Origin of the sequence: Synechococcus sp. M16CYN (genome assembly GCF_040371545.1) — a bacterium.
Taxonomy (GTDB): domain Bacteria; phylum Cyanobacteriota; class Cyanobacteriia; order PCC-6307; family Cyanobiaceae; genus Parasynechococcus.
In genome coordinates this window covers 579,285-599,531 of record NZ_AP029048.1, presented here as the reverse complement: position 1 = coordinate 599,531, position 20,247 = coordinate 579,285, and the positions used below count along the sequence as shown (strand labels likewise).

General features: G+C 46.4%; 22 protein-coding genes and 1 tRNA gene. 10 read left to right on the top strand and 13 right to left on the bottom strand.

Annotation, left to right across the window (positions count from 1 at the left end; genetic code table 11):
* Nucleotides 1-10: 10 nt before the first annotated feature.
* Nucleotides 11-1,129 carry a calcium/sodium antiporter gene (locus ABWV55_RS02805; protein ID WP_353292204.1) on the bottom strand — a complete coding sequence of 373 codons (1,119 nt, stop codon included), beginning with the start codon at nt 1,127-1,129 and terminating at the stop codon, nt 11-13.
* A gap of 78 nt (nt 1,130-1,207) precedes the next feature.
* Between ABWV55_RS02805 and ABWV55_RS02800 the strand changes: the two genes are divergently transcribed.
* Nucleotides 1,208-2,857: a SulP family inorganic anion transporter gene (locus ABWV55_RS02800; protein ID WP_353292524.1), complete on the top strand. Its 1,650-nt coding sequence runs from the start codon at nt 1,208-1,210 to the stop codon at nt 2,855-2,857.
* Nucleotides 2,854-3,885 carry a dihydroorotase gene (pyrC, locus tag ABWV55_RS02795; RefSeq protein ID WP_353292203.1) on the top strand — a complete coding sequence of 344 codons (1,032 nt, stop codon included), beginning with the start codon at nt 2,854-2,856 and terminating at the stop codon, nt 3,883-3,885. Before ABWV55_RS02800 ends, pyrC begins: the two co-directional genes overlap by 4 nt.
* Before the next feature lie 286 nt (nt 3,886-4,171).
* On the opposite strand, the gene ABWV55_RS02790 is transcribed toward pyrC, so the two are convergent.
* Nucleotides 4,172-4,257: transfer RNA gene (locus tag ABWV55_RS02790), tRNA-Leu, on the bottom strand.
* A gap of 40 nt (nt 4,258-4,297) precedes the next feature.
* Here ABWV55_RS02790 and ABWV55_RS02785 point away from each other — a divergent pair.
* The 3 genes from ABWV55_RS02785 to trpA are packed head-to-tail and all read left to right on the top strand — an operon-like array spanning nt 4,298 to nt 5,754.
* Nucleotides 4,298-4,549 carry an NAD(P)H-quinone oxidoreductase subunit L gene (locus ABWV55_RS02785; protein ID WP_353292202.1) on the top strand — a complete coding sequence of 84 codons (252 nt, stop codon included), beginning with the start codon at nt 4,298-4,300 and terminating at the stop codon, nt 4,547-4,549.
* A gap of 1 nt (nt 4,550) precedes the next feature.
* Nucleotides 4,551-4,910 (top strand): DUF3007 family protein, encoded by a 360-nt coding sequence (locus ABWV55_RS02780; protein WP_353292201.1) that lies wholly within the window; start codon nt 4,551-4,553, stop codon nt 4,908-4,910.
* 34 nt (nt 4,911-4,944) lie between these two features.
* Nucleotides 4,945-5,754 carry a tryptophan synthase subunit alpha gene (gene trpA / locus ABWV55_RS02775; RefSeq protein ID WP_353292200.1) on the top strand — a complete coding sequence of 270 codons (810 nt, stop codon included), beginning with the start codon at nt 4,945-4,947 and terminating at the stop codon, nt 5,752-5,754.
* Between the two features lie 792 nt (nt 5,755-6,546).
* Here the strand turns inward: trpA and ABWV55_RS02770 are convergent.
* The 6 genes from ABWV55_RS02770 to ABWV55_RS02745 all read right to left on the bottom strand — a co-directional run bounded on the left by ABWV55_RS02770 (nt 6,547) and on the right by ABWV55_RS02745 (nt 9,889).
* Nucleotides 6,547-7,008 (bottom strand): c-type cytochrome, encoded by a 462-nt coding sequence (locus tag ABWV55_RS02770; protein ID WP_353292199.1) that lies wholly within the window; start codon nt 7,006-7,008, stop codon nt 6,547-6,549.
* Nucleotides 7,009-7,356: 348 nt separating this feature from the next.
* Nucleotides 7,357-7,890 (bottom strand): phosphate-starvation-inducible PsiE family protein, encoded by a 534-nt coding sequence (locus ABWV55_RS02765; RefSeq protein WP_353292198.1) that lies wholly within the window; start codon nt 7,888-7,890, stop codon nt 7,357-7,359.
* Between the two features lie 3 nt (nt 7,891-7,893).
* Nucleotides 7,894-8,142: a hypothetical protein gene (locus ABWV55_RS02760; RefSeq protein WP_353292197.1), complete on the bottom strand. Its 249-nt coding sequence runs from the start codon at nt 8,140-8,142 to the stop codon at nt 7,894-7,896.
* Nucleotides 8,143-8,182: 40 nt separating this feature from the next.
* The gene (locus ABWV55_RS02755; RefSeq protein ID WP_353292196.1) at nt 8,183-8,503 is read right to left on the bottom strand and encodes a hypothetical protein; all 321 of its coding nucleotides are present in this window, start codon (nt 8,501-8,503) and stop codon (nt 8,183-8,185) included.
* Nucleotides 8,504-8,506: 3 nt separating this feature from the next.
* On the bottom strand, nt 8,507-8,881 hold the full coding sequence (locus tag ABWV55_RS02750) for a DUF1232 domain-containing protein (protein ID WP_353292195.1): 375 nt from the start codon (nt 8,879-8,881) through the stop codon (nt 8,507-8,509).
* A gap of 81 nt (nt 8,882-8,962) precedes the next feature.
* Nucleotides 8,963-9,889, bottom strand: coding sequence for a sigma-70 family RNA polymerase sigma factor (locus tag ABWV55_RS02745; RefSeq protein ID WP_353292194.1), 927 nt, complete (start codon nt 9,887-9,889; stop codon nt 8,963-8,965).
* A gap of 181 nt (nt 9,890-10,070) precedes the next feature.
* Here ABWV55_RS02745 and ABWV55_RS02740 point away from each other — a divergent pair, with 181 nt between their 5' ends.
* The 3 genes from ABWV55_RS02740 (at nt 10,071) to ABWV55_RS02730 (ending at nt 11,206) form a co-directional block, all read left to right on the top strand.
* The gene (locus ABWV55_RS02740; protein ID WP_353292193.1) at nt 10,071-10,562 is read left to right on the top strand and encodes a DUF2214 family protein; all 492 of its coding nucleotides are present in this window, start codon (nt 10,071-10,073) and stop codon (nt 10,560-10,562) included.
* A gap of 142 nt (nt 10,563-10,704) precedes the next feature.
* Nucleotides 10,705-10,899: a hypothetical protein gene (locus ABWV55_RS02735; protein WP_353292192.1), complete on the top strand. Its 195-nt coding sequence runs from the start codon at nt 10,705-10,707 to the stop codon at nt 10,897-10,899.
* 25 nt (nt 10,900-10,924) lie between these two features.
* Nucleotides 10,925-11,206, top strand: a complete 282-nt coding sequence (locus ABWV55_RS02730; RefSeq protein WP_353292191.1) for a hypothetical protein — start codon at nt 10,925-10,927, stop codon at nt 11,204-11,206.
* A 758-nt stretch (nt 11,207-11,964) separates the two neighbouring features.
* Here the strand turns inward: ABWV55_RS02730 and hisIE are convergent.
* Entirely contained in the window at nt 11,965-12,633 is a 669-nt protein-coding gene (gene hisIE, locus ABWV55_RS02725) for a bifunctional phosphoribosyl-AMP cyclohydrolase/phosphoribosyl-ATP diphosphatase HisIE (protein ID WP_353292190.1), read from the bottom strand.
* A gap of 72 nt (nt 12,634-12,705) precedes the next feature.
* On the opposite strand from hisIE, the gene ABWV55_RS02720 reads away from it, so the two are divergent.
* Entirely contained in the window at nt 12,706-13,182 is a 477-nt protein-coding gene (locus tag ABWV55_RS02720) for a 6-carboxytetrahydropterin synthase (protein ID WP_353292189.1), read from the top strand.
* A gap of 616 nt (nt 13,183-13,798) precedes the next feature.
* On the opposite strand, the gene clpB is transcribed toward ABWV55_RS02720, so the two are convergent.
* Complete coding sequence (clpB, locus tag ABWV55_RS02715; protein WP_353292188.1) at nt 13,799-16,387, bottom strand: ATP-dependent chaperone ClpB; 2,589 nt, start codon at nt 16,385-16,387, stop codon at nt 13,799-13,801.
* 152 nt (nt 16,388-16,539) lie between these two features.
* Between clpB and ABWV55_RS02710 the strand changes: the two genes are divergently transcribed.
* On the top strand, nt 16,540-16,755 hold the full coding sequence (locus tag ABWV55_RS02710) for a hypothetical protein (RefSeq protein ID WP_353292187.1): 216 nt from the start codon (nt 16,540-16,542) through the stop codon (nt 16,753-16,755).
* Nucleotides 16,756-17,749: 994 nt separating this feature from the next.
* On the opposite strand, the gene petE is transcribed toward ABWV55_RS02710, so the two are convergent.
* From petE to hemE, 3 genes are read right to left on the bottom strand one after another with little or no spacing between them, the layout of a single operon-like run.
* Nucleotides 17,750-18,109: a plastocyanin gene (gene petE / locus ABWV55_RS02705; RefSeq protein WP_353292186.1), complete on the bottom strand. Its 360-nt coding sequence runs from the start codon at nt 18,107-18,109 to the stop codon at nt 17,750-17,752.
* 6 nt (nt 18,110-18,115) lie between these two features.
* The gene (locus tag ABWV55_RS02700; protein WP_353292185.1) at nt 18,116-19,135 is read right to left on the bottom strand and encodes an NAD(P)-dependent oxidoreductase; all 1,020 of its coding nucleotides are present in this window, start codon (nt 19,133-19,135) and stop codon (nt 18,116-18,118) included.
* Complete coding sequence (hemE, locus tag ABWV55_RS02695) at nt 19,132-20,184, bottom strand: uroporphyrinogen decarboxylase (protein ID WP_353292184.1); 1,053 nt, start codon at nt 20,182-20,184, stop codon at nt 19,132-19,134. The genes ABWV55_RS02700 and hemE overlap by 4 nt, the downstream gene beginning before the upstream one ends.
* Between the last annotated feature and the right edge of the window lie 63 nt (nt 20,185-20,247).

The following is a 20,247-nucleotide window of genomic DNA, read 5'->3' as shown; positions in this document are numbered from 1 at the left end:
TTTCTAGTTACTACTTTATTTGAATGTTGGGGAAGTCAATCTTTGATCTGGTATTCCGCCAGTAAATAAGGGCTTGCATGGCAATCATGATCACCACAGTTGGTAGAACAAGACAAAGCATCACTAAGCGGAATTCGTCAGTCCAGTTAGAGAGTTGGGTTCTCGGGAGCACATTATCAATCAGGTAAAGTCCATATAAACCAAGTAGCAGCCCCCCCTCGAGGCGACTGATTTGTCCTCTTGTCCAGAAAATTGGAAGACAAGCCAGGCTAGTGAGCAGCATCACCGGCAAGTCTTCGTTGATGAGTTCTGGAGTCACATTTAACCCTCGCCCCGTTGCGAACAACGCAGTACCACCTAGTACAAGCATTAGATTCAGCAAGCAGCTCCCCACAACGTTGCCGATTGCTAAATCAGTTCGACCACGTAGGGCAGCCACCAGCGAAGTAATTAGTTCCGGCATTGATGTACCGGCAGAAACGATTGTCAAACCGATAACTTCTTCGCTTACTCCGAGCAGAGATACAACACTGGTTGCACCATGCACAAGAACTCTTGATCCAATTGTGAGAACAGCGATGCCGCCGATTAGCTGAAACGCGGCCAGATTCCATCCGCCTTCTGCTTTATCCTCTTCAATCTCTGTTTCGACATTTTCATTGTCATTTAGTTGCTCCCTGGCGGTTCTAATTGCCCAGATGGTGTTAATCATGAGGCCGAGCACCAGAGACAATCCAGCCTGCCAAGTTACGCGTCCAGCGGAGGCCATTCCCCATACCGCAGCAGAGACGGCAATCATTAGAGGTACATCGCGACGCACCAGTCGACTTTCTACATGAAGTGGCAGTACCAAAGCACTGCTACCTAGAACCACCATCACATTGAAAATGTTGCTACCAACTACATTGCTGAGAGCCAGGGCATCGGAGCCTTGCAAGACTGAATTGAGGCTGACGAATAACTCAGGGGCGCTAGTACCCAGTGACACAACGGTAAGACCGATCACCAGCTGAGGGATACCGAAGATCACTGCTAAAGCAACCGACCCTTGAACAAACAGTTCACCCCCGCCAAAGAGAAAGGCGATGCCGACCAAAACTTGAATCGTTGACCGCAGGAATTCAGGCATAAGCAACTGCGTACCTAGGAGAATTCTGCTTTGCCAAGAATCGATCTAAAGTCGTTAACCACAGGGCAAGGTCAGGATTTGCTGAATCGAATCAACGTCACAAATCTCCGAGGCGATGTCTTTGGAGGAGTAACCGCTGCTGTGATTGCTTTGCCGATGGCATTGGCCTTCGGCATTGCGTCGGGGGCAGGAGCCGCTGCAGGCCTTTGGGGAGCTGTAATCATTGGTTTAGTTGCATCCCTCTTCGGAGGGACTCCAACCCTGATTTCCGAACCCACCGGTCCGATGACGGTCGTGTTCACCTCGGTCATTATCAGCTTTACCGCCACTGCTGATTCGCCTGAACAAGCATTGGCAATGGCCTTCACCGTCGGTGTTTTGGCAGGCATCTTCCAGATCCTGTTCGGACTTTTCCGATTGGGTCGTTACGTCACGATGATGCCCTACACAGTTATTTCGGGCTTCATGTCCGGTATAGGTATCATTTTAGTGCTGCTGCAGCTGGGACCATTTTTGGGTCAAGCCTCACCAAAAGGTGGGGTGATGGCAACATTGAGTCAGTTGCCGGCTTTGATCGAGGGTACACAAATCTGGGAACTAGCCCTGGCTGGAATCACCCTCCTCGTGTTGTGGTTAACCCCCCAATCAGTCAAACGATTATGTCCTCCACAACTCTTGGCCCTCGTTTTAGGCACAGTGTTGTCACTGACCTTCTTCTCCGCAGCCGAACTGCGAACCATTCCTGAATTCTCAGCAGCCTTCCCGGAACTGCATCTTCCAACGTTTTCAATCGGTCAGATGCGCCTCATGATAGTTGATGCCGCGGTGTTGGGAATGCTTGGTTGCATCGATGCTTTACTAACTTCTGTTGTTGCAGATAGCCTTACTCGTACGGAACACGATTCCAACAAAGAATTAATTGGACAAGGCCTCGCCAATGTGACGGCGGGGCTATTTGGAGCCTTGCCTGGAGCTGGGGCCACCATGGGAACTGTGGTAAATATTCAGACTGGCGGACGTACTGCCCTCTCAGGCATTGTTCGAGCGATGATTCTGATGCTGGTGGTGCTGTTAGCCGCTCCATTAGCCTCCCGGATTCCCTTAGCTGTACTCGCCGGCATTGCCGTAAAAGTCGGCATCGACATCATCGATTGGGAATTTTTAAAACGAGCCCACCATTTGTCTTTGAAGGCAGCTGTGATTACTTACGGAGTGATAGTGCTTACTGTGTTGGTAGATCTAATCACTGCGGTAGGAATCGGCGTGTTTGTCGCAAACGTACTCACAATCGATCGGATGAGCTCATTGCAATCCAAAAAAGTGAAGACGATTAGCACAGCTGATGATGATGTTGAACTAAGTAATGAGGAACAAGTCCTTCTGGATCAGGCTTCTGGCAAGGTATTACTTTTCCAACTCGCAGGTCCAATGATTTTTGGTGTGGCTAAGGCTATTTCCCGAGAGCACAACGCCATCGGAGCCTGTCAAGCTGTTGTTTTCGATCTCTCTGAAGTGTCTCACCTTGGAGTGACTGCGGCGATTGCGCTGGAAAATGCTGTTAAGGAGGCTATGGAAGTGGGTCGTCAAGTGTTTCTCGTAGGTGCCTCTGGCAGTACAGAAAATCGACTCCAAAAGCTGAAGCTCACAGACCGCTTGCCTAATCAAAACATCACGCCTGATCGTCTTACTGCGTTGCGTTTGGCTGTAGCCGGCATCCCTGCTAAGTGATTGATCAACTCGAGATGATCGTGCCAGACGACTGGCACGTTCATCTTCGTGACGGTGAGACGTTGAACCAGGTGATACCGAACACTGTCAAGACCTTTCGGCGAGCGGTCGTGATGCCTAATCTCCGCATCCCAATTGCGACTATGGCTGCAGCTCGGGCTTATCGAAACAGAATTCTCTCAGCTTGTCCGAGCAGGACGAGATTTACGCCGCTGATGACCGCCTATCTAACCGATGACATTTCCACTGAAGAGCTTAAACGAGGTTTCCAAGAGGGAGTGTTCACTGCCGCTAAACTTTATCCAGCTAATGCTACAACTAACTCCGCTGCAGGTGTTACTGATGTAAAGCACATCCATAGTGCTTTGGTGGCTATGGAGCGTATCGGAATGCCGTTGCTCATCCATGGTGAAGTAACGGACATCAGCGTAGATGTATTCGACAGGGAGGCAGTATTTATAGAACGTTTGCTAAAGCCCCTGCGCCAGCGTTATCCTGATCTCAGGATGGTCTTGGAACACATCACGACGGAACAAGCTGTGGATTTCGTGGGCTCTGCAGATCAGAACCTGGCTGCCACCATTACTCCTCATCATCTCCATATCAATCGCAATGCGATGTTCGCGGGCGGATTGCTCAGCGATTTTTATTGTTTACCGGTAGCAAAAAGGGAACAACATCGTCTTGCCTTACGTCGCGCAGCCACAAGCGGAGATCGACGCTTTTTTCTTGGTACAGACTCTGCTCCGCACGTCAGATCCGCTAAAGAGACCTCGTGTGGTTGTGCCGGTATTTTTAATGCTCCTTACGCCTTGGAAAGCTACGCTTTGGCGTTTGACCAAGAAGGGAAACTTGATCGTCTCGAGGCTTTTGCGTCGCTGCATGGCCCTGCATTCTATGGGTTACCCGTAAATGAAGAACGCATCATTCTCCAACGAGATAAACAATTAGTCCCAGATCTAGTAAATGGCTTTGTTCCATTTCACGCCGGAGAAACGCTCCCTTGGCGATTGCAACCACGCGTTTAGACTCTGAAACGCACTGCCAAATCGGTCCTATCAGTCGATGCAGAGTAGCGAAAGAAACAACCGCTTTTGATATATTACATAATGTTTCAGAAGGCGGAAAAGACTGCAGAATCCTCTTGCAACAGCACCCAGCCCAGGGAAGTTAACAACAGGTTGGTCTGTTCATCCATCTGCTTGTAACGGAGTCAAACGGCGACTTCACTATCCACAACTGAGTTAAGACACGTTATGTGGAAGGAATTCCACGCCGAGGCTTTAGGGCTATTACCGTTTCGAGTTGTTCGGATAGGGGTAGGGGGACTTGAACCCCCACAGGCCTTACGGCCCAAGCGATTTTAAGTCGCGTGCGTCTACCAATTCCGCCATACCCCCACAGCAACCATCTTAAATTTGCATCACTCGTTGTGACATTTTGGACTTTCAGTTCCTCACCAATCAAATCCCTGAAGAGACACTGTTCGTACTGTTGGCCTACGCCCTGATAGCTGGTCTATACCTTGTGGTCGTTCCCTTAGCGCTTTATGCCTGGATGAATTTCCGTTGGCATAGCATGAGCAAGTTAGAGCGTTTAGTTATTTATGGATTTGTGTTCTTGTTTTTCCCAGGCATGATCGTGTTCGCCCCTTTCATTAATTTTCGACTTAGCGGACAAGGAGAGGTTTGAATTGACTCGTGGAAAGGTACTACTGATTGGCTTAGCGGTTTTCCTGATTGGTGGACTAGGCCAAATCAGTTTTCAGATGGCTGGCTTTCAGGGTTTCTCATCGGGTATAGCCGCGCAAGCCCTTTTGGTGCTGATTGTGATGGTCTGGACAACCTCCTATATGTTGCGCGTTATCACTGGACGGATGACCTACATGGAGCAGCGTCGTCGGTATCGCAGCGTTTATGACGAAGTTGCTGCGAACGACATAGAAGCCCGGTTCACTGCTTTGACAGAAAAGGAACAGCAGGCGCTACTGAATCAACTCGGTGCCGATGGTGGCGAAGTCCCCACCACGGATAGGAGGTCTCCCGAATCGTAAGCTTGACATGTTTCGCTTAGGTTGAGCTTCCAAGATGTCAACCCAGCAGCCGTCGACTATTGCACTGCGTTTCGAACAACTAAAGAAAAGTGGTCACATGGCCTTAATACCGTTCCTTATGGCTGGTGACCCTGATTTATCGGTCACCGCTGAAGTGTTAGCTGGCCTAGAAGCAGCAGGAGCTGATATGGTGGAACTTGGGGTGCCTTACAGCGATCCACTTGCTGACGGGCCTGTCATTCAAGCAGCGGCGGCTCGTGCTCTCGCTTCTAAAACTACTTTGACGACCGTCCTAGAGATGGTCTCTTCTCTTCGTGGAAGATTATCTATTCCCATAATTTTATTTACTTACTCCAACCCTTTACTCAACATGGGAATGGAGCGCTTCTGTGACCAAGCCGCAAAGGCAGGAGCATCAGGATTGGTAGTTCCTGACCTGCCGCTGGAGGAAGCCAAGCAACTGTCTTTGGTCGCGGCGCAAACAAGAATCGATCTTATTCTTTTGGTTGCTCCAACAACCCCACTAAGACGAATGAGCTGCATCGCTCAGAACAGTCGTGGCTTTACTTATTTGGTAAGCGTAACTGGTGTAACTGGAGAACGCAGTCGAGTGGAAAATCGAGTGAAAGGCTTGGTTCAAGCATTGAAACAAACATCTTCTTTACCCGTTGCTGTGGGATTTGGAATTTCTGGGGTAGAGCAAATGCGACAAGTACGTAATTGGGGGGCTGACGGAGCGATTATTGGGAGCGCTTTAGTGAAAAGAATGGCGTCTGTAGAACCTGATGCTATCACTGCAGAAGCAATATCTTTTTGTGCAAAGCTTCGACAAGCTGCGGATTAAAAGCTAAGCACTAAAAAAAATCAGTCAAATGTAAAGCAATGAAAAATGATTACTTGGATAAGAATCACTCATAGTCTTCGCTCCCGCTCAACAAACATTAGACAGATTTACTACTGTTTGAACCCGATTCAAACCTAGTATCAAAATACAGGCCAAGCATTTAGCATGAGCTTTTTGCTTAATAAGATTCTCATTACTTTGCACAGTTGCGATGTAATTTGATCTTTGACTAATATTTATTACTCTGTCTGCCAATATCAATGCTAGTAAAATTAATAACATTTTCTGCAAAAATCTTTCTTAGTAGAGTGGCATAAGCTTAAGATATTCTATTTATTCTTATTTTATTAGACATGCAATTGCCACGTACGAGATAAGGTTAACATTTATCGTACCATTGAATCCTTTGCTCAACTGAAAAAAATAATTTTCTGTAAATATTATTGCAGAGTTAATTAATAGATACATAGATATTTTTGCTCAGTCATATCTAATGTAATACTCCAGATCAAGAATAGGCTCTTAATAATTGGGGCTTATTATTGTACATTTTTTCTTTTGGAGTACATGCTGTACTAATTGCACTCAAAGATTATACTCTTTGATTATGGAAAACATTTATTGTACTTAAAACATTTAAACAAGATAAAATCCTAATCAATCTTGGCCCTATAAAAAGGGAGAGGTAATAATTATTATTGATAGTGTTGCTGCTCAAAACCTTGCCAATACTTAACAACTAATTAAGAACCAATATATGTCAGAACTAAAGTGGATAGCTGTTGATGATGTTTATTTCTTAATCCAACCGTTCTGAGCCTGTTCCCAAATCCACTCGGCAACTATTTGATCTTCGCCGTCATCAAGCACATCGGCATAAGCACTCATCTGGCCAATGCCTTGTCGAGCGATTTGTGCGATGAACTTGGGTGATGCAATACCTCGACGTTCCAACGCTTCCATTTTTAGAGTTTTGCCACGACGAATGATGTTACCTCCATTGACGTGGCAACCAGAACAGTGTTGCTCAAACAATGTAGCTCCCCGTAACGACCCAATAGCATTGGTATGAGCCGGTATCATTAGAACGATTGCTAACACAATCAAGGTTCTTCCAAATAGGATGCCTACAACACATCTTTTTGATTTGGGGTCAATCTGCGGCCTATAAGTATCTCTTGTTGGGGTTGAATTCAAAGCGAACGGGCTGAATTCGAACGCCGAACTAGGATTTGTTCTGTACCACTGGTCCATCTTTTGGGCAGGCTAGGATGGTTACGGTTATTTGTACAGTACTTTAAAAGCGATTCAAGGCGACGTGATTAATTGGTGTCCTTATGGCCACGATCAACCAGATGGTTATTTTTGTGTAATTCTGAAGTTTTGACATCAATCAGTGTTGAGAAAATGCCAACAAGAAAAACTCTGTTTCTGCAAATAATTTGTCTCGAGTACTGAATTCTCTACAAGGAAAAAGGAAGTGTATCGGCGAGAACCGTTCCGAAGATAGGCTTTCGACTCTTGTTGACTTGTTGCAGCAGCTTTATAAGCAGTACTCGACTTTATTGTCAGAAGTCCCGAGGTTTACAATTAAGACGAATTTCAGTTACGGAGACCTTCTCCTGATTCACCCGCATTAGCTTTGCGAGGTGGAGAGGACTGATCCTGGTCTGGGAATACTTTAGCCGGCATTATATTAGCACTCTTGACTAACCAATACGCAGCAGAAATTGACACGACAGCAATCCCAAGCCCAATAAGCAGCTGTGGTTTGTTTTCGGCTCCTGAAGGCAATACAATTACTTTTCGTGCAACTGCAGTAAGTGCTGTTACTAGTACAAGCTCGATTTGCACAACGTGACGTCGGAGATAACTCGTAATGTTTTCAAGAACTTCAAGAGCGATCAGCACAGTGAGCAGATCACCAAGCACTTTGATTAGATGGTCACCCAACCAAGTGGCTTCCGAACCGGTTAGCAACTTGGATCCCAGGTAAAGAACCAACTTCAACAGAGCGGAAGCTATCACCACTCCAGTGATCAACGCCAGTATTCGAGCAACAACACGTTCGCCGGCATCAACCCAGCTCAGGAAAGGTCGTTTAACCCCGCGGCGGAGCGTTTGAAATGGTCTCAATCGTTAGTAGGGTGTAGTACGGGCGAGCTTGAGCATCGTCGGCTGAGTGCGCGATTTTAGTGTCACAGCCTCACGGCCGATCGATCCATCACTTCCTTCCACGCAGTTGGTCAGGGCGATAGTATTTTCTTGATCGACCTTAATTCCCGAACCTTTCAACCAACCTCCCGTTGGTACAAGAGCAGTAGTTGTTCCATTCGGGAGAGCGATAAAAACAAGAAGGCTCGCTTCGAACACTTTGAACTGATTCATTTCACAGCTGTTGAAAACACCAGTGTGCAGTTAACAATCGTTACCCGGAGCAATCTCGACGAATCTCCTGCAAAAGTAGATCTAACTGTCTGAACGGGTCCGATGTGGCCTCCCCTGAGGTTTGATCGAAGGGGCGCCCTTCACTGTGCCATTCGGCTTCCACTTTGCATAAGCGAAAGCCAAGGCCTGAAAGACCACGGGAATTGTAATCGCGCTCAAGCACCTCTAAAAGTGACTTCATTCGAGCCGATACAGCATGAAGACTGCGGCGCAGATCAGCTTGGGTGCGCCCCTGATTCTTTAACCAATCTTTAAGTAATTGTGTGAGGTCGCTTTCGAAAGCGGGAGTCCATCCGGGCATCGATCAACTGCGTTCGCGCGATAAGGGAAACCATTGATTCAGCCTACGTTGAGCGCGGCTGCGAATCTCTGGCGTCACATGATGATTCCAGAGCCCAATCACGGTTGTCAGTACTACCAAATCATCACTGAATCCAGCGACCGGCAAAATATCTGGAACTAGATCGGCTGGCAATAGCAAATAACTCAAAGCAGTAAGCATTGTGAGCCGAACTTGAGTAGGAGTGTCATATCCCAGCAATAATTCCATAGCCTCCAAGGCCGGGATTGCCAGTTGCCGACCAGCGCGGCGCAACAAGTTCCGAAAGATGCCTTCGTCGATAATTTCACTGCCGACTACATCAGCATCGATGGTGGGTCCAGTCGCAGCTTTGACCATTAATCTGTAATTAGGGGCCTATACATGAACTCTCCCATATAAAACGTTAGGCCAATAGACAGCGCACCGGAATACCAAATGTCAGAGCGCAGATTTCGCTAAGTCACTCTGAACGCCAGCCTTACGGAGCTTGCGAAGAGCGCGCTGCACGACCTGACGGCAGTACTCTCTGGAGCAATTCATGTGGCGGGCTACTTCAGCCAGGGTCTTCCACTCGTTGGTGTTATCAAGACCGAAGCGCAAAATAACGACCTTATGCTCTTTGGGAGTAAGATTTGCCTTGTTCAATAGGGCCCAAACAGATGCTGAACGTTCAGCAACTTCGGCACGTTCCATCGGTGATAATTCATCACTCGGCAGCACGTCCACGAGTTCAGAAGGATCAGACTTAGACTTCACTGCTCCTTGAAGGCTAACGGTCGCACTGTGCAATTCACAAGCCATCAGGTCCTCTACTTCGGAGAGAGATATGTTCATGTAACTGGCCAGCTGCTCTCTGGTGGCCGAGAGCCCATAGCGTTGCATCGTTTGTGTCTTGGCCGTCCTAAGCTTTGTTAGTTTTTCGTTTACATTAACGGGTATCCTAATGGTTCGACTCTGGGTGGATAAAGCCCTATTCAGGCCCTGTCTAATCCACCAATAGGCATATGTAGAGAAACGGTGTCCTCGAGTAGGGTCGTACTTTTCCACGGCACGGGTGAGGCCAAGAGTACCCTCTTGAATGAGATCCAAGAGGTCAAGACCTTTACCCTGATAACGCTTGGCCAAATTGACCACTAGGCGCAGATTAGCTGTGATCATCTGATTCTTTGCTCTCTCACCACGACGAATAACAAATCTCTGATCGTCGCTATAGGCGCAAGACGGTCCTTTTCCACCTGCAATAAGACAAGGTTCAGTGATTGCAATCATCGCCTGAACCTTTCTCCCTAACATCAATTCTTGTTCGGGGGTTAGCAGTTGATGGCGACCGATTTCACCTAGAAAGGCGCTCAGGGAGCTAGTCATCTTAACTTCATTGCTGAATTGAAGCTAGAACCAAAGTGTTTTGATCTTGGGGGTGTAATAAAAGTTCGGAATCAATGTTTTGTGCGATATTCAATGGTTTCTTCCTGTTCATGAAGCTGGTCTTGCAATATTGAGGTCTTGCGGATCAATATGGTCACGCTTTCTCCATATTTTCAATGTAATGCAATTGTTCACCATCCTCACTACCGACGTCGCTAAAAGTGCCGGTGTTGCTTACGTTCATTACCTCAGTTTCACCCTTTGCTTTACGGCATTAGTGTTAGAGCGCCGCTTGATCAAAGCCAATCTCGACTATCGTGAGGCCACTACGATGGTAGTTACCGACATCCTTTACGGCATAGCTGCTTTAGCTTTATTAGTAAGCGGCATCCTTAGGGTTATTCATTTCGGCCAAGGGCCTGATTTTTATACTGAAAATCCGCTGTTTTGGTGGAAGGTCGGTTTGTATTTCTCGGTGGGAGGCCTATCGCTGTATCCAACGATCACTTACGTTATCTGGATAATTCCCTTGCGTAAGGGTGAAGTGCCTCGAGTAGATCAATCTCTGGCTAACCGTCTTAGTTGGATCATAAATATCGAGTTGATTGGTTTCGCCAGTATTCCATTGTTAGCGACGCTGATGGCCCGTGGCGTTGGTTTGCCAATCACTTAATGCAATTAGATCCATGCCCACCAGCAGAATCAATTCGCATTATTAACGTGGATTTACAACATTCATAGGTGGAATCAGCCTCTGCTTACGGCTCTGGGCTCTTTACAACAAGCCCTAGGACCACCAATTCTTCCACGTTGGTATGTGGCTTGAGCCTGCAAACCAACAACCTCTCAATCAATTGGAGGGTCGCTGGGGTACGGCCCTTGAGGCAGCCCTTATGGCGTGGGAGAAGATACTTTCTATAGTTCGGGTGACGTCCGCCAACACAGGCCCATATTCATATTTTGCGACGACGACCGCTACGGCAACGAGTTGGTTTGGTGTAGCGTGCTAGCGATGGACGCAGTCGACTTCAGGTGGTGGCGGTAAAACGCCGCTGCTGTTGGCGGCTCGAGCCGCGCGTGGAGCTATTTACATCCCCCGAGCTTAGGGTTTTGTCATTACAAGCAATAACTATGCACGAACTCGGCCATGCTTCTGGACTATGGGTTCGCAGTTTAATTTCTACCAGTGTTATGGCGATTAATCAAGGAGGAAGCCCTGTTTTAAATTTAAGCAAACGCGATATTCTTACACTGACCTGGCTGTATCAGAAGCCTACACGTTTTGGACAGTTAATTAAAGTAAAAATTACTCCTTAAATATATAATTTAAACAAATAATTACTCGGAGCTAATAGATCATATTTTATCTCTGTGTATAGTCCTTGCAGATACAGCAATAGTTCCTCACTTCCTTAAATTTTTTATTTAATTAGTATTAGTTTATTATCACTTAAGGATAATATACACTTAACTTATTTAATTATGAGCAATTCTAAGTTACTAATAAAATGACATACTCGATGCCTATACGATTTATATTTATTTTAATGCAAGTTGAATTGACTTAAGTCGAAGAATTTTACCAAACAAAGTTTTTTGTACTTCAAGATTGCTTCTGTTTGGTGTGGCATCGCTTATAGCAAAATCCCATTTTAGAATATGTTGCCTCTCTAATAATTTCGAGACAAATAAAATTTTGGCGAAATAAAGATTTATATGGATCTATAACCGATTAGAAAATCTGATAAGAGTTAGATTGGTTAGCGCAAGACTTTTTTGGAATATAAAAGCTATTAGTTTCAAGTATTATGATAAAAGATGTGAGTATAATACAAGGTATATCAATGTTGTCTTAGTTAATAATAAGAACTAACCACTCTATTTTAACACTTATTAAGTTGGGTTCCGTTGCTATAACCTTGTCGTCCATGCAAACAATAATGAATCACATACTAACTAATAGTTTCGTTAAGATAAAGTAAGCAATACTTAAGACTCCTTTGACTACTATTCCGTTTAGCACTGAGACTGAAATCAGTCTAGATACTTTCTGTTTGCACTGATTACATACTGAACTAAGATCGCCTAGGTGCTCCACGCCGCGCGGCCAAAACCTCTTGAACTTGGCGCCAGCTCACGCCGTGACAGGCCATTGCTACTTGTAAATGAAAAATTATGTCTGCTGCTTCCCTAGCAATTTCAGCAACATTATTGTCTTTGCAAGCCATGATAAATTCAGCGCTTTCTTCGCCGATTTTCTTGAGAATGCCACTATCACCTCCGTTCAGCAATTTGTTAACGTAGCTACCTTTTTCTGGATTGTTTTGTCGATCCTGAATCACTCTATACAGCTCTGTGCAAATATCGGCAGGGGGTGCGGGCGCATTATCTTTGTTTTTGCTAGGCTGATTTGTATCTTTATAGAAACAGCTTCGTAATCCGGTATGACAGGCGATATCGCCAATTTGGTCGACTGTAAGTAGCAAGACATCTGCATCACAGTCGTAACGCACTCCATGCACGGTTTGGGTATGGCCGCTAGTTGATCCCTTGTGCCAAAGCTTTTGACGCGATCGGCTCCAATAATGAGCTTCGCCAGTGTTAAATGTGTGCTCAATCGCCTCACGATTCATCCAGGCCATCATCAGTACGGCTCCATCAAGCCGGTCCTGAGCGATCGATGGAATCAATCCTGCTTCGTTAAAACGGAGTTGATCGATAAAAGCTGGAATGAGGGACTTCATGGGGCCTCAGACTTAACAGACGTACACTGATCTTCTCTCAGTATTCAGCCTTTCGCATTCTTCATCAGCATTGTGTCCGTTTTTCCTACGCCCTTTAGTTGTAGTAAATCGTTCGAAGGTTACTCCTGTTGTCATCGGCAGTGGTCCCACCCGGGCCACTGCCGCTTCGTACATGGTTATAGCCGTAGTTTCACTTTGTGGTTTGGTGCCCGTGAGCTTGATCCTTACGGATTCGTGGTGGATTTTTCTAGCCTCCGACCATTTGAAAAACGTTTGAGAAAGCAATTTGACCACACATTTCTTGTCAATGCGGACGATCCTTTGCTCGCTGAATGGCGCCGTTTAGACGAACTTGGAGCCTTAGACCTGCGGGTAATGGAGAATGTAGGGATGGAAACCACCGCCACACTAGTGTGGGACTGGGCCAATGCGTTGCTTCAACAAAAAGATAGTGGACGTACTTGCTGCTGGACTGTTGAGGCCCGGGAGAACCGTTGCAATGCTGCCACATATTCTCAAGTGCCTAATTGGTTTTCAACCTATATCTAGCTGTTTTGAATTTATATCAACTCTGTGCAATGAGATTTTTAAGTCGTATCCTTATTTAGTAGGATTAATCCTTGTATTCGTATGTATTGATTAGACTACTTGGATTTGTTCAATCTGACCACAAATAAGAGATTGCATTAAAGTGTCTAAAAAGAATCCGCTAACAGTTTATTGCATTGTAGAGACTCTCACAACAAAACCGGATTACTACATTTTAATAAGTCTAAGCAAATACCACTATTGGTTTCGTGCTTGCTTTGCTAATCTAGCTTTGATAGATTTTAAGATAGCTTAATTTTAGCTGTGGTTATTCTACATACCTAGTATGCAAACTTCTAAACAAAATTTACTGAGATTATAATTATTCTTAACCCAAAAGACTGGATTATACGATCAACCAAAAATTACAATGGTAGTTGATTCCTAGATAAATTTGATTTTCTTATAAAACGATTAATTTATTGGGCTTTATACCCTGCACTTGCAATTGATGGAGTTTAGTCTCTATAACTTGTCCCTCCTTTTATGTAGAGATCAGCGAAGAAACAAGCTAAATCCTTATTTTAGGGCCTAGTTATGAGATCTTTTTCTCCTCATTTTTGCTTACAACAGAGCCTCAGCGGAATGTGAGCTTGTCCAATTCGATGTCTAAAGAAATCACATCACCCTCTCCGTAACGGCCAGCAAGAATCGCTTTGGCGATTGGTGTTTCCAACTCGCGTTGGATCGCCCGTTTGAGTGGACGAGCGCCATAGACTGGATCGTAACCAATATTAGCAAGCCACTCTGCCGCGTCGGCGCTAAGCCTTAGTTTCAATTTGCGCTCCTCCAGGCGTCGTCGTAAACGGTTTACTTGCAGGGTTACGATTTGCTGGAGCTCGTCCTTGCGGAGACTGTGAAAAATAATATGGGCATCTAATCGATTGAGAAATTCCGGCCGGAAGTGAGCTTGCAAGGCATCGTTTACTAGGGCTTCCATCACCGGATGTTCCTTAATGTTTCCCGCAAGCTCAAGGATCGATTGGCTACCAATATTGCTGGTGAGAATCAACACACTATTGGTAAAGTCTATTGTCCGTCCTTGGCTGTCGGTGACGCGACCGTCATCGAGGATCTGCAGCATCAAATTGAACACATCAGGGTGAGCCTTCTCAACTTCATCAAACAGGACAACGGTATAGGGCCGGCGGCGAACCGATTCTGTAAACTGTCCGCCGGCCTCATAGCCTACATATCCAGGCGGTGCACCGATCAAGCGGCTCACCGAGTGTCTTTCCATGTATTCCGACATGTCAATTCGTACCATGGCATCGTCGCTGTCAAACAACTGGTTGGCGAGGGCCTTCGAGAGTTCGGTCTTGCCTACACCTGTTGGTCCAAGGAATAGAAAGCTAGCTATTGGACGGTTTGGATCACTGAGCCCAGCTCTAGATCGCTGGATGGCGGCCGCCACAGCCGTGACGGCTTGGTCTTGACCAATCACCCGTCGGTGCAGATCAGTTTCGAGTTGGAGCAACTTCTCCATTTCACTTTGAACGAGCCGTGCCACTGGGATGCCTGTCCATTTGGCAATCACCTCAGCGATATCATCCTCTGTGACTTCTTCGCGCAACAGGGTTTTATCGGACCAGTCTTCAGTCGCAAGCTGCACTTCCTTATCCTGCAGTTTATTTTGCAAAACGGCTAGGGTCCCGTATTCCAGCTCGGCTGCTTTATTGAGATCATAACTGCGCTTAGCTTGATCAATCTGGAGTTGTACTCGCTCAATCTCCTCCTTAAGAGAAGCAATATGGTCAATTGCCCCTTTTTCACGCCGCCATTGAGCATTGAGACTACTCTGTTGCTCACCGAGCTCCGCTAATTCTCTTTCGATGCGTCGTAACCGCTCTTGACTAGCGCTGTCGGACTCGCGCCTAAGCGAGAGCCTTTCCATCTCTAACTGAAGAATTTTACGATCGATTTCATCGATCTGCTCAGGCTTGGAAGTGATCTCCATTTTGAATCGAGCGGCTGATTCATCCATTAGGTCGATCGCTTTATCTGGAAGAAACCGATCTGCGATATAGCGGCTACTGAGCATTGCAGCGGCCACGAGTGCGCTATCAGCAATGCGAACACCATGGTGGACTTCATAGCGTTCCTTCAGTCCTCTCAGGATGGAGATGGTGTCTTCCACAGTGGGCTGATCTATTAACACTTGCTGAAAACGGCGCTCGAGGGCTGGATCTTTTTCAATATGCTGACGATGTTCGTTCAGGGTAGTTGCACCAATACAGTGAAGCTCACCTCTTGCCAACATGGGTTTAAGTAGATTGCTGGCGTCCATTGCGCCACCGGTCGCGCCAGCACCCACGACGGTATGGATCTCGTCGATAAATAACACGATTTGACCTTCAGAGGCCGTGACCTCCTTGAGCACAGCTTTGAGACGCTCTTCGAATTCTCCACGATATTTTGCTCCTGCAATTAGGGCTCCCATATCTAGGGCAATTAATTGACACTTCTGCAACGCCTGTGGGACGTCTCCATTGATAATGCGTTGGGCAAGCCCTTCAACGATGGCAGTTTTTCCAACGCCTGGCTCACCAATCAAAACAGGGTTGTTCTTTGTACGGCGGCTGAGGATTTGAATAGTGCGACGAATTTCCTCATCGCGACCGATCACTGGGTCCAGTTTTCCATCTCGGGCAGCATCAGTAAGATCACGTCCATATTTTTCGAGTGATTCGTAGGTTCCTTCCGGATTTTGATCATTCACTGTTTGATTCCCCCGCACCGCTGTAATAGTCTCTCGGAGTTTGTTAATGGCGATGCCGGATTGGCGAAATAACTGTCGGCCGCAGCGATCATCACTAGATAGAGCTAATAACAAGTGTTCAATGGAGATGTAGCTATCTCCAAATTTGTTGCATTCTTTCTCAGCTCGATCAAGCGAAGCATTCAAGTCGCGTCCAAGAAAAACTGACTCTGGTGGTGACCCCAGCTTTGGCTGACGTCGCAGGTAAGCGTCAACAACCATTTCAAATTTGACTGGATTAACGCCGGCTTTGTCAAGAATAAGTCCGGCTAAACCCTTTTGTTGTAGTAAAGCCAGAAGAAGGTGCTCAGTCTCCAGTTGCCCGTGACGGGATGTTTGTGCTAGCTGTTGCGCCGAAGCAATAGCTGCCCAGGCTTTTTCGGTGAAGTGTTCCGCCGCTGGTTGCATATCAATGTCTTTCCGAACCAGTTACACCGTATAGAAATTCTGCAAAACACGAGAATAGCAAACGAATCTAGATCTCGGTTGGGGGGTGACTGCAGTGGGAAACGAATAACCCAATTATTTTTTTAGAGTTAACCAAACAATGACATTTGGTTATGCTTAAGCAGGAGTTAATTCATGCTTTAACGCAGAGAAGTTTAGAGCTTTCTACGGCGGCGGGAGGAGAACTTGAGCGTAGTTGTTGGATGGTTGTACATGAACACCTACATGGTGCACGTCCTACCGAGTATGACATCCGTGAGATCGACGAAGATCTCTACCTCTCAGTTCTTGAGACAGCACGCCAGGGCCGATTAACTGAACCTTCGTGAGCTTTCCTTTCAATTAAATCGCTACCTCCTAAAGCCGACCATTAAGTAAAGCAACATTACTAACACGCTAGTGAGCGGTCATTAAGTATTAAGGTTGCTTATGATAATAAAGACCGTCTGCTCCTGAAAAGAAGCTGGTTTGGTCACATTAAGAAGCATCGATCGGGATTTTAAGCAATTTTATTCTCCCAAGTTAAGAAAGGAACTCCCTGGGCCGTATTTTAGATGTATTAAAGTCAACTTCGGATGCGGCAATTTTGATCCTAAGCATATCTTGAATTTGAGGCATTATGCCCATCGAAAATAGCCGTGTGCACATCTTTAATGAAAGTCATCGTTTCGGCATTAATTACAGGATTACTCAGCAGGATGACCATTACTCCTACATTAAATTGAGGTAGGAAAGATTTCGAGAAGACATAGCTAATATCAACAAACGTATCATAAAACCGAACGCAAGGACCACAGGTACAGGTACGATATACAAAAAATCAGTAACAATATTTATTTAGACTGCTATTAGATTTGCGCCTTGTTTTCTACATAAGTGACGATGGCAATAATCTTGGCTTGGTTTACGGGCATAGAAAGGTATAGAGTCCCTTTCCCTTTTCAATTTAGTTCTCGACCGCTTCAAGAGGATTTTGAGAGTATCGTTCGAAAGTGAATTTAGATCGCAGATATCAAGAATTCAGTCAGCTCGAATCACGTTCCCGCCGCCCATGTAATATGGCTGCACGATTTCGGCTAAATAGCTGTTCTCTAAACAACTGACGTTTCACACCTCGAAAGCCACTATCAAAATCGATGTAATGATCGCGGTTACGAAACCTAATAACACTAAAAGTAAATTAACGAAGTGAATTTAAAAATCGGTCACTCGAATCTATCAAAAATTAACCCTAAGTAAAAGATCCCCGGACAACAAATGAAGTAAACACGATGCCGAGGATTATAAAATAATGATTTTAACGCAAGATTGCAGGGTGATTAATTATTCGACAATTATCTTGCCGACCATGCCGGCACCACGATGAGGCTCGCAATAATAGTCGTAAGTGCCAACCTCTGAGAAAGTTTCTTCCCAGGATTCGCCAGGGTTGAATGCCAAATCGGAATGACTAAGATCAGCGTGGCCGTCGAATACGGCGTTATGAGGTGCCAACTTGTTGTTGACAAACTTTACTGTGTCACCGGCGCTGATTGTAACAGTGCTAGGCTCGAAGGCTAGCATGCCGGCATCTGTGCCTAGTTTCACTTCAATTGTTTCTGCTTGAGCAAAGCCAACGTTGAGACCAATCAACATCAAAAAGGCGCAGCACACAACTGCAAGGGATCGAATCGCAGACTGCATTGTGAGTCAAGTTAATGGTCTGACTGTAAGTCCTTTTCTCGGTTTCCCGCGATTAGGGAGTCCCGAATCTATAAGAACTGTTTCTAGTGTCGGAGCATGGCTCATTTTGCCGAATCGTTCTGGAGCACTAGCTGGGTCGTAAATGAAGTGCCGTTGACGGATGCTGAAACGATCCCAGTCATTGATTGCAATTGGAAGGATCTGAGTCAATACTCGAATCAGCCAGGGCCAAAGGGGCACTCCTGGCATAAGCTTCACCCCACGCCAATAGCAAAGCGTTGCCACTGCGTCGTTCATAGAAATCGCCCTTTGACCCATCACAATGCGCCTTAGAGCCCCTTGGCCCAACTCTCGATTAGCCTCATGAGCTCGTGTCGCGAACTGGCCACAGATTCGAGCAATGTCTTTGGCGTGGATGAAGTGGAAACTAGCATCTGCCCTTAACCAGCGGGCCAACCACAACCATTTACTCGCTTCCACAAGACCTTTCGTTAGGTAACTGGTAGGAAACTTACTCATTCCATCAACTCGTCCACCAAACACCAAGGTGGGGAATACAGCTATAATCCGATCAGCAAGGGGATGACGTTCGAGGTCTTGCAGGCAGCGGGCCTTGGTTTTTATATATTCGGTGCCGTGTATTAGAGCTTCAGGCAGCGGTTTAAGGCGCTTGTCCAGGATGCTAGCTGTGGAGAAATAGATGATTTGTTCAACTACGAAAGGATTCAGCAGCATCAGCAATCGCTTGACCGCGATTACATTTACCTGCTCGGTTCTTTCAGGATCTCCCCAGGCTGTGGCGGTATGAATAACTCGCTTCACCGTCGCTAACTCAGCTGCAAAGCGATCGGCGTCTCGTAAGTCACCGATCAGAAGCCAAATCCTCGGATGATCCGCGGAAATAGCTGTTAGCTTTGTGGGGTCTCGAAGCCAGAGCAGAAGATCTGCATCTGTATATTTGAAAAGCCAGTGAGAAACATATTGACCAATGCATCCGCTGGCGCCGGTAACTAAGATCTTGCTCAAAACTCGCCTCTTAATCTATCCATCACGCACTTGCCGGCTCGTAAAAAGGCTGCCCCATTTTCCTCGGGTGTGCCGGGAAGAATGCCATGACCCAGGTTCAGAATGTGGCGTCGACCCCGTGCTTTACGCACAGTGTCATCAACCCGAGCCTGGATCATATCAGGTGTTCCAAATAACAGTCCTGGATCAACGTTGCCTTGTACACCGATGTGCTTTGGCAAACGAGCGCAGGCCTCAGCCATATCCACAGTCCAGTCGAGGGAAATGATGTCTACACCAGTGTGCGCCATACGCTCAAGCACTCCTGCACTGCCCGAGATATATAGAATACAGGGGGTGTGGGGATGGGTTTGTTTAACTAGGTCTATGACCTTTTTCTGGTAAGGAGCAGCGAAGGTATCGTAGTCTATTGGACTCAATTGACCGGCCCAAGAATCGAACATCTGGACCACTTGAGCACCCGAGTCAATTTGATAACGCAAATAGCTTGCGATGGATTCAGCAAAGTGATTCAGCAGTTTGTGGAGCAGTTCAGGCTCGCAGAAGGCCATCGCCTTAACTACCGCATAGTTTTTGCTGCTTTTACCTTCGACGACGTAAGCGGCTAAAGTCCACGGGGCGCCAACAAAACCTAATACAGCGGCCTGGTTGCCAACCGTCTGACGTAAACGACCCAGTACTTCACCAACGAAAGGCAGGGATTCTGCAGGATTCAGGTGACGCAATGCGCTGAACTGACTTATCGATCGAATTGGATCGCCAATTTGAGGTCCCTTATTTTCAAGAATATCAAAGTCGATCCCCATGCCTGGGAGGGGCGTGAGGATATCTGAGAAAAGGATCACACCATCAGGCTGGAATGCCTCGAATGGTTGCATGGAAATCTCATAAGAGAGATCAGGATTCTCAGAACGCTCGCGGAAGCTCGGGTACCTATCGCGAAGATCGCGATAGGTCTTCATGTACCGACCAGCTTGTCGCATCATCCATACAGGAGGACGCTCCACTGATTCACCGCGTGCAGCGCGCAGCAACAGGGTGTCGCTCATTGAGCTGGTTCAATTAAGCTAAAAACTTACCCGACGTAGCGGGATCATTAGGGGGTTTTTCCG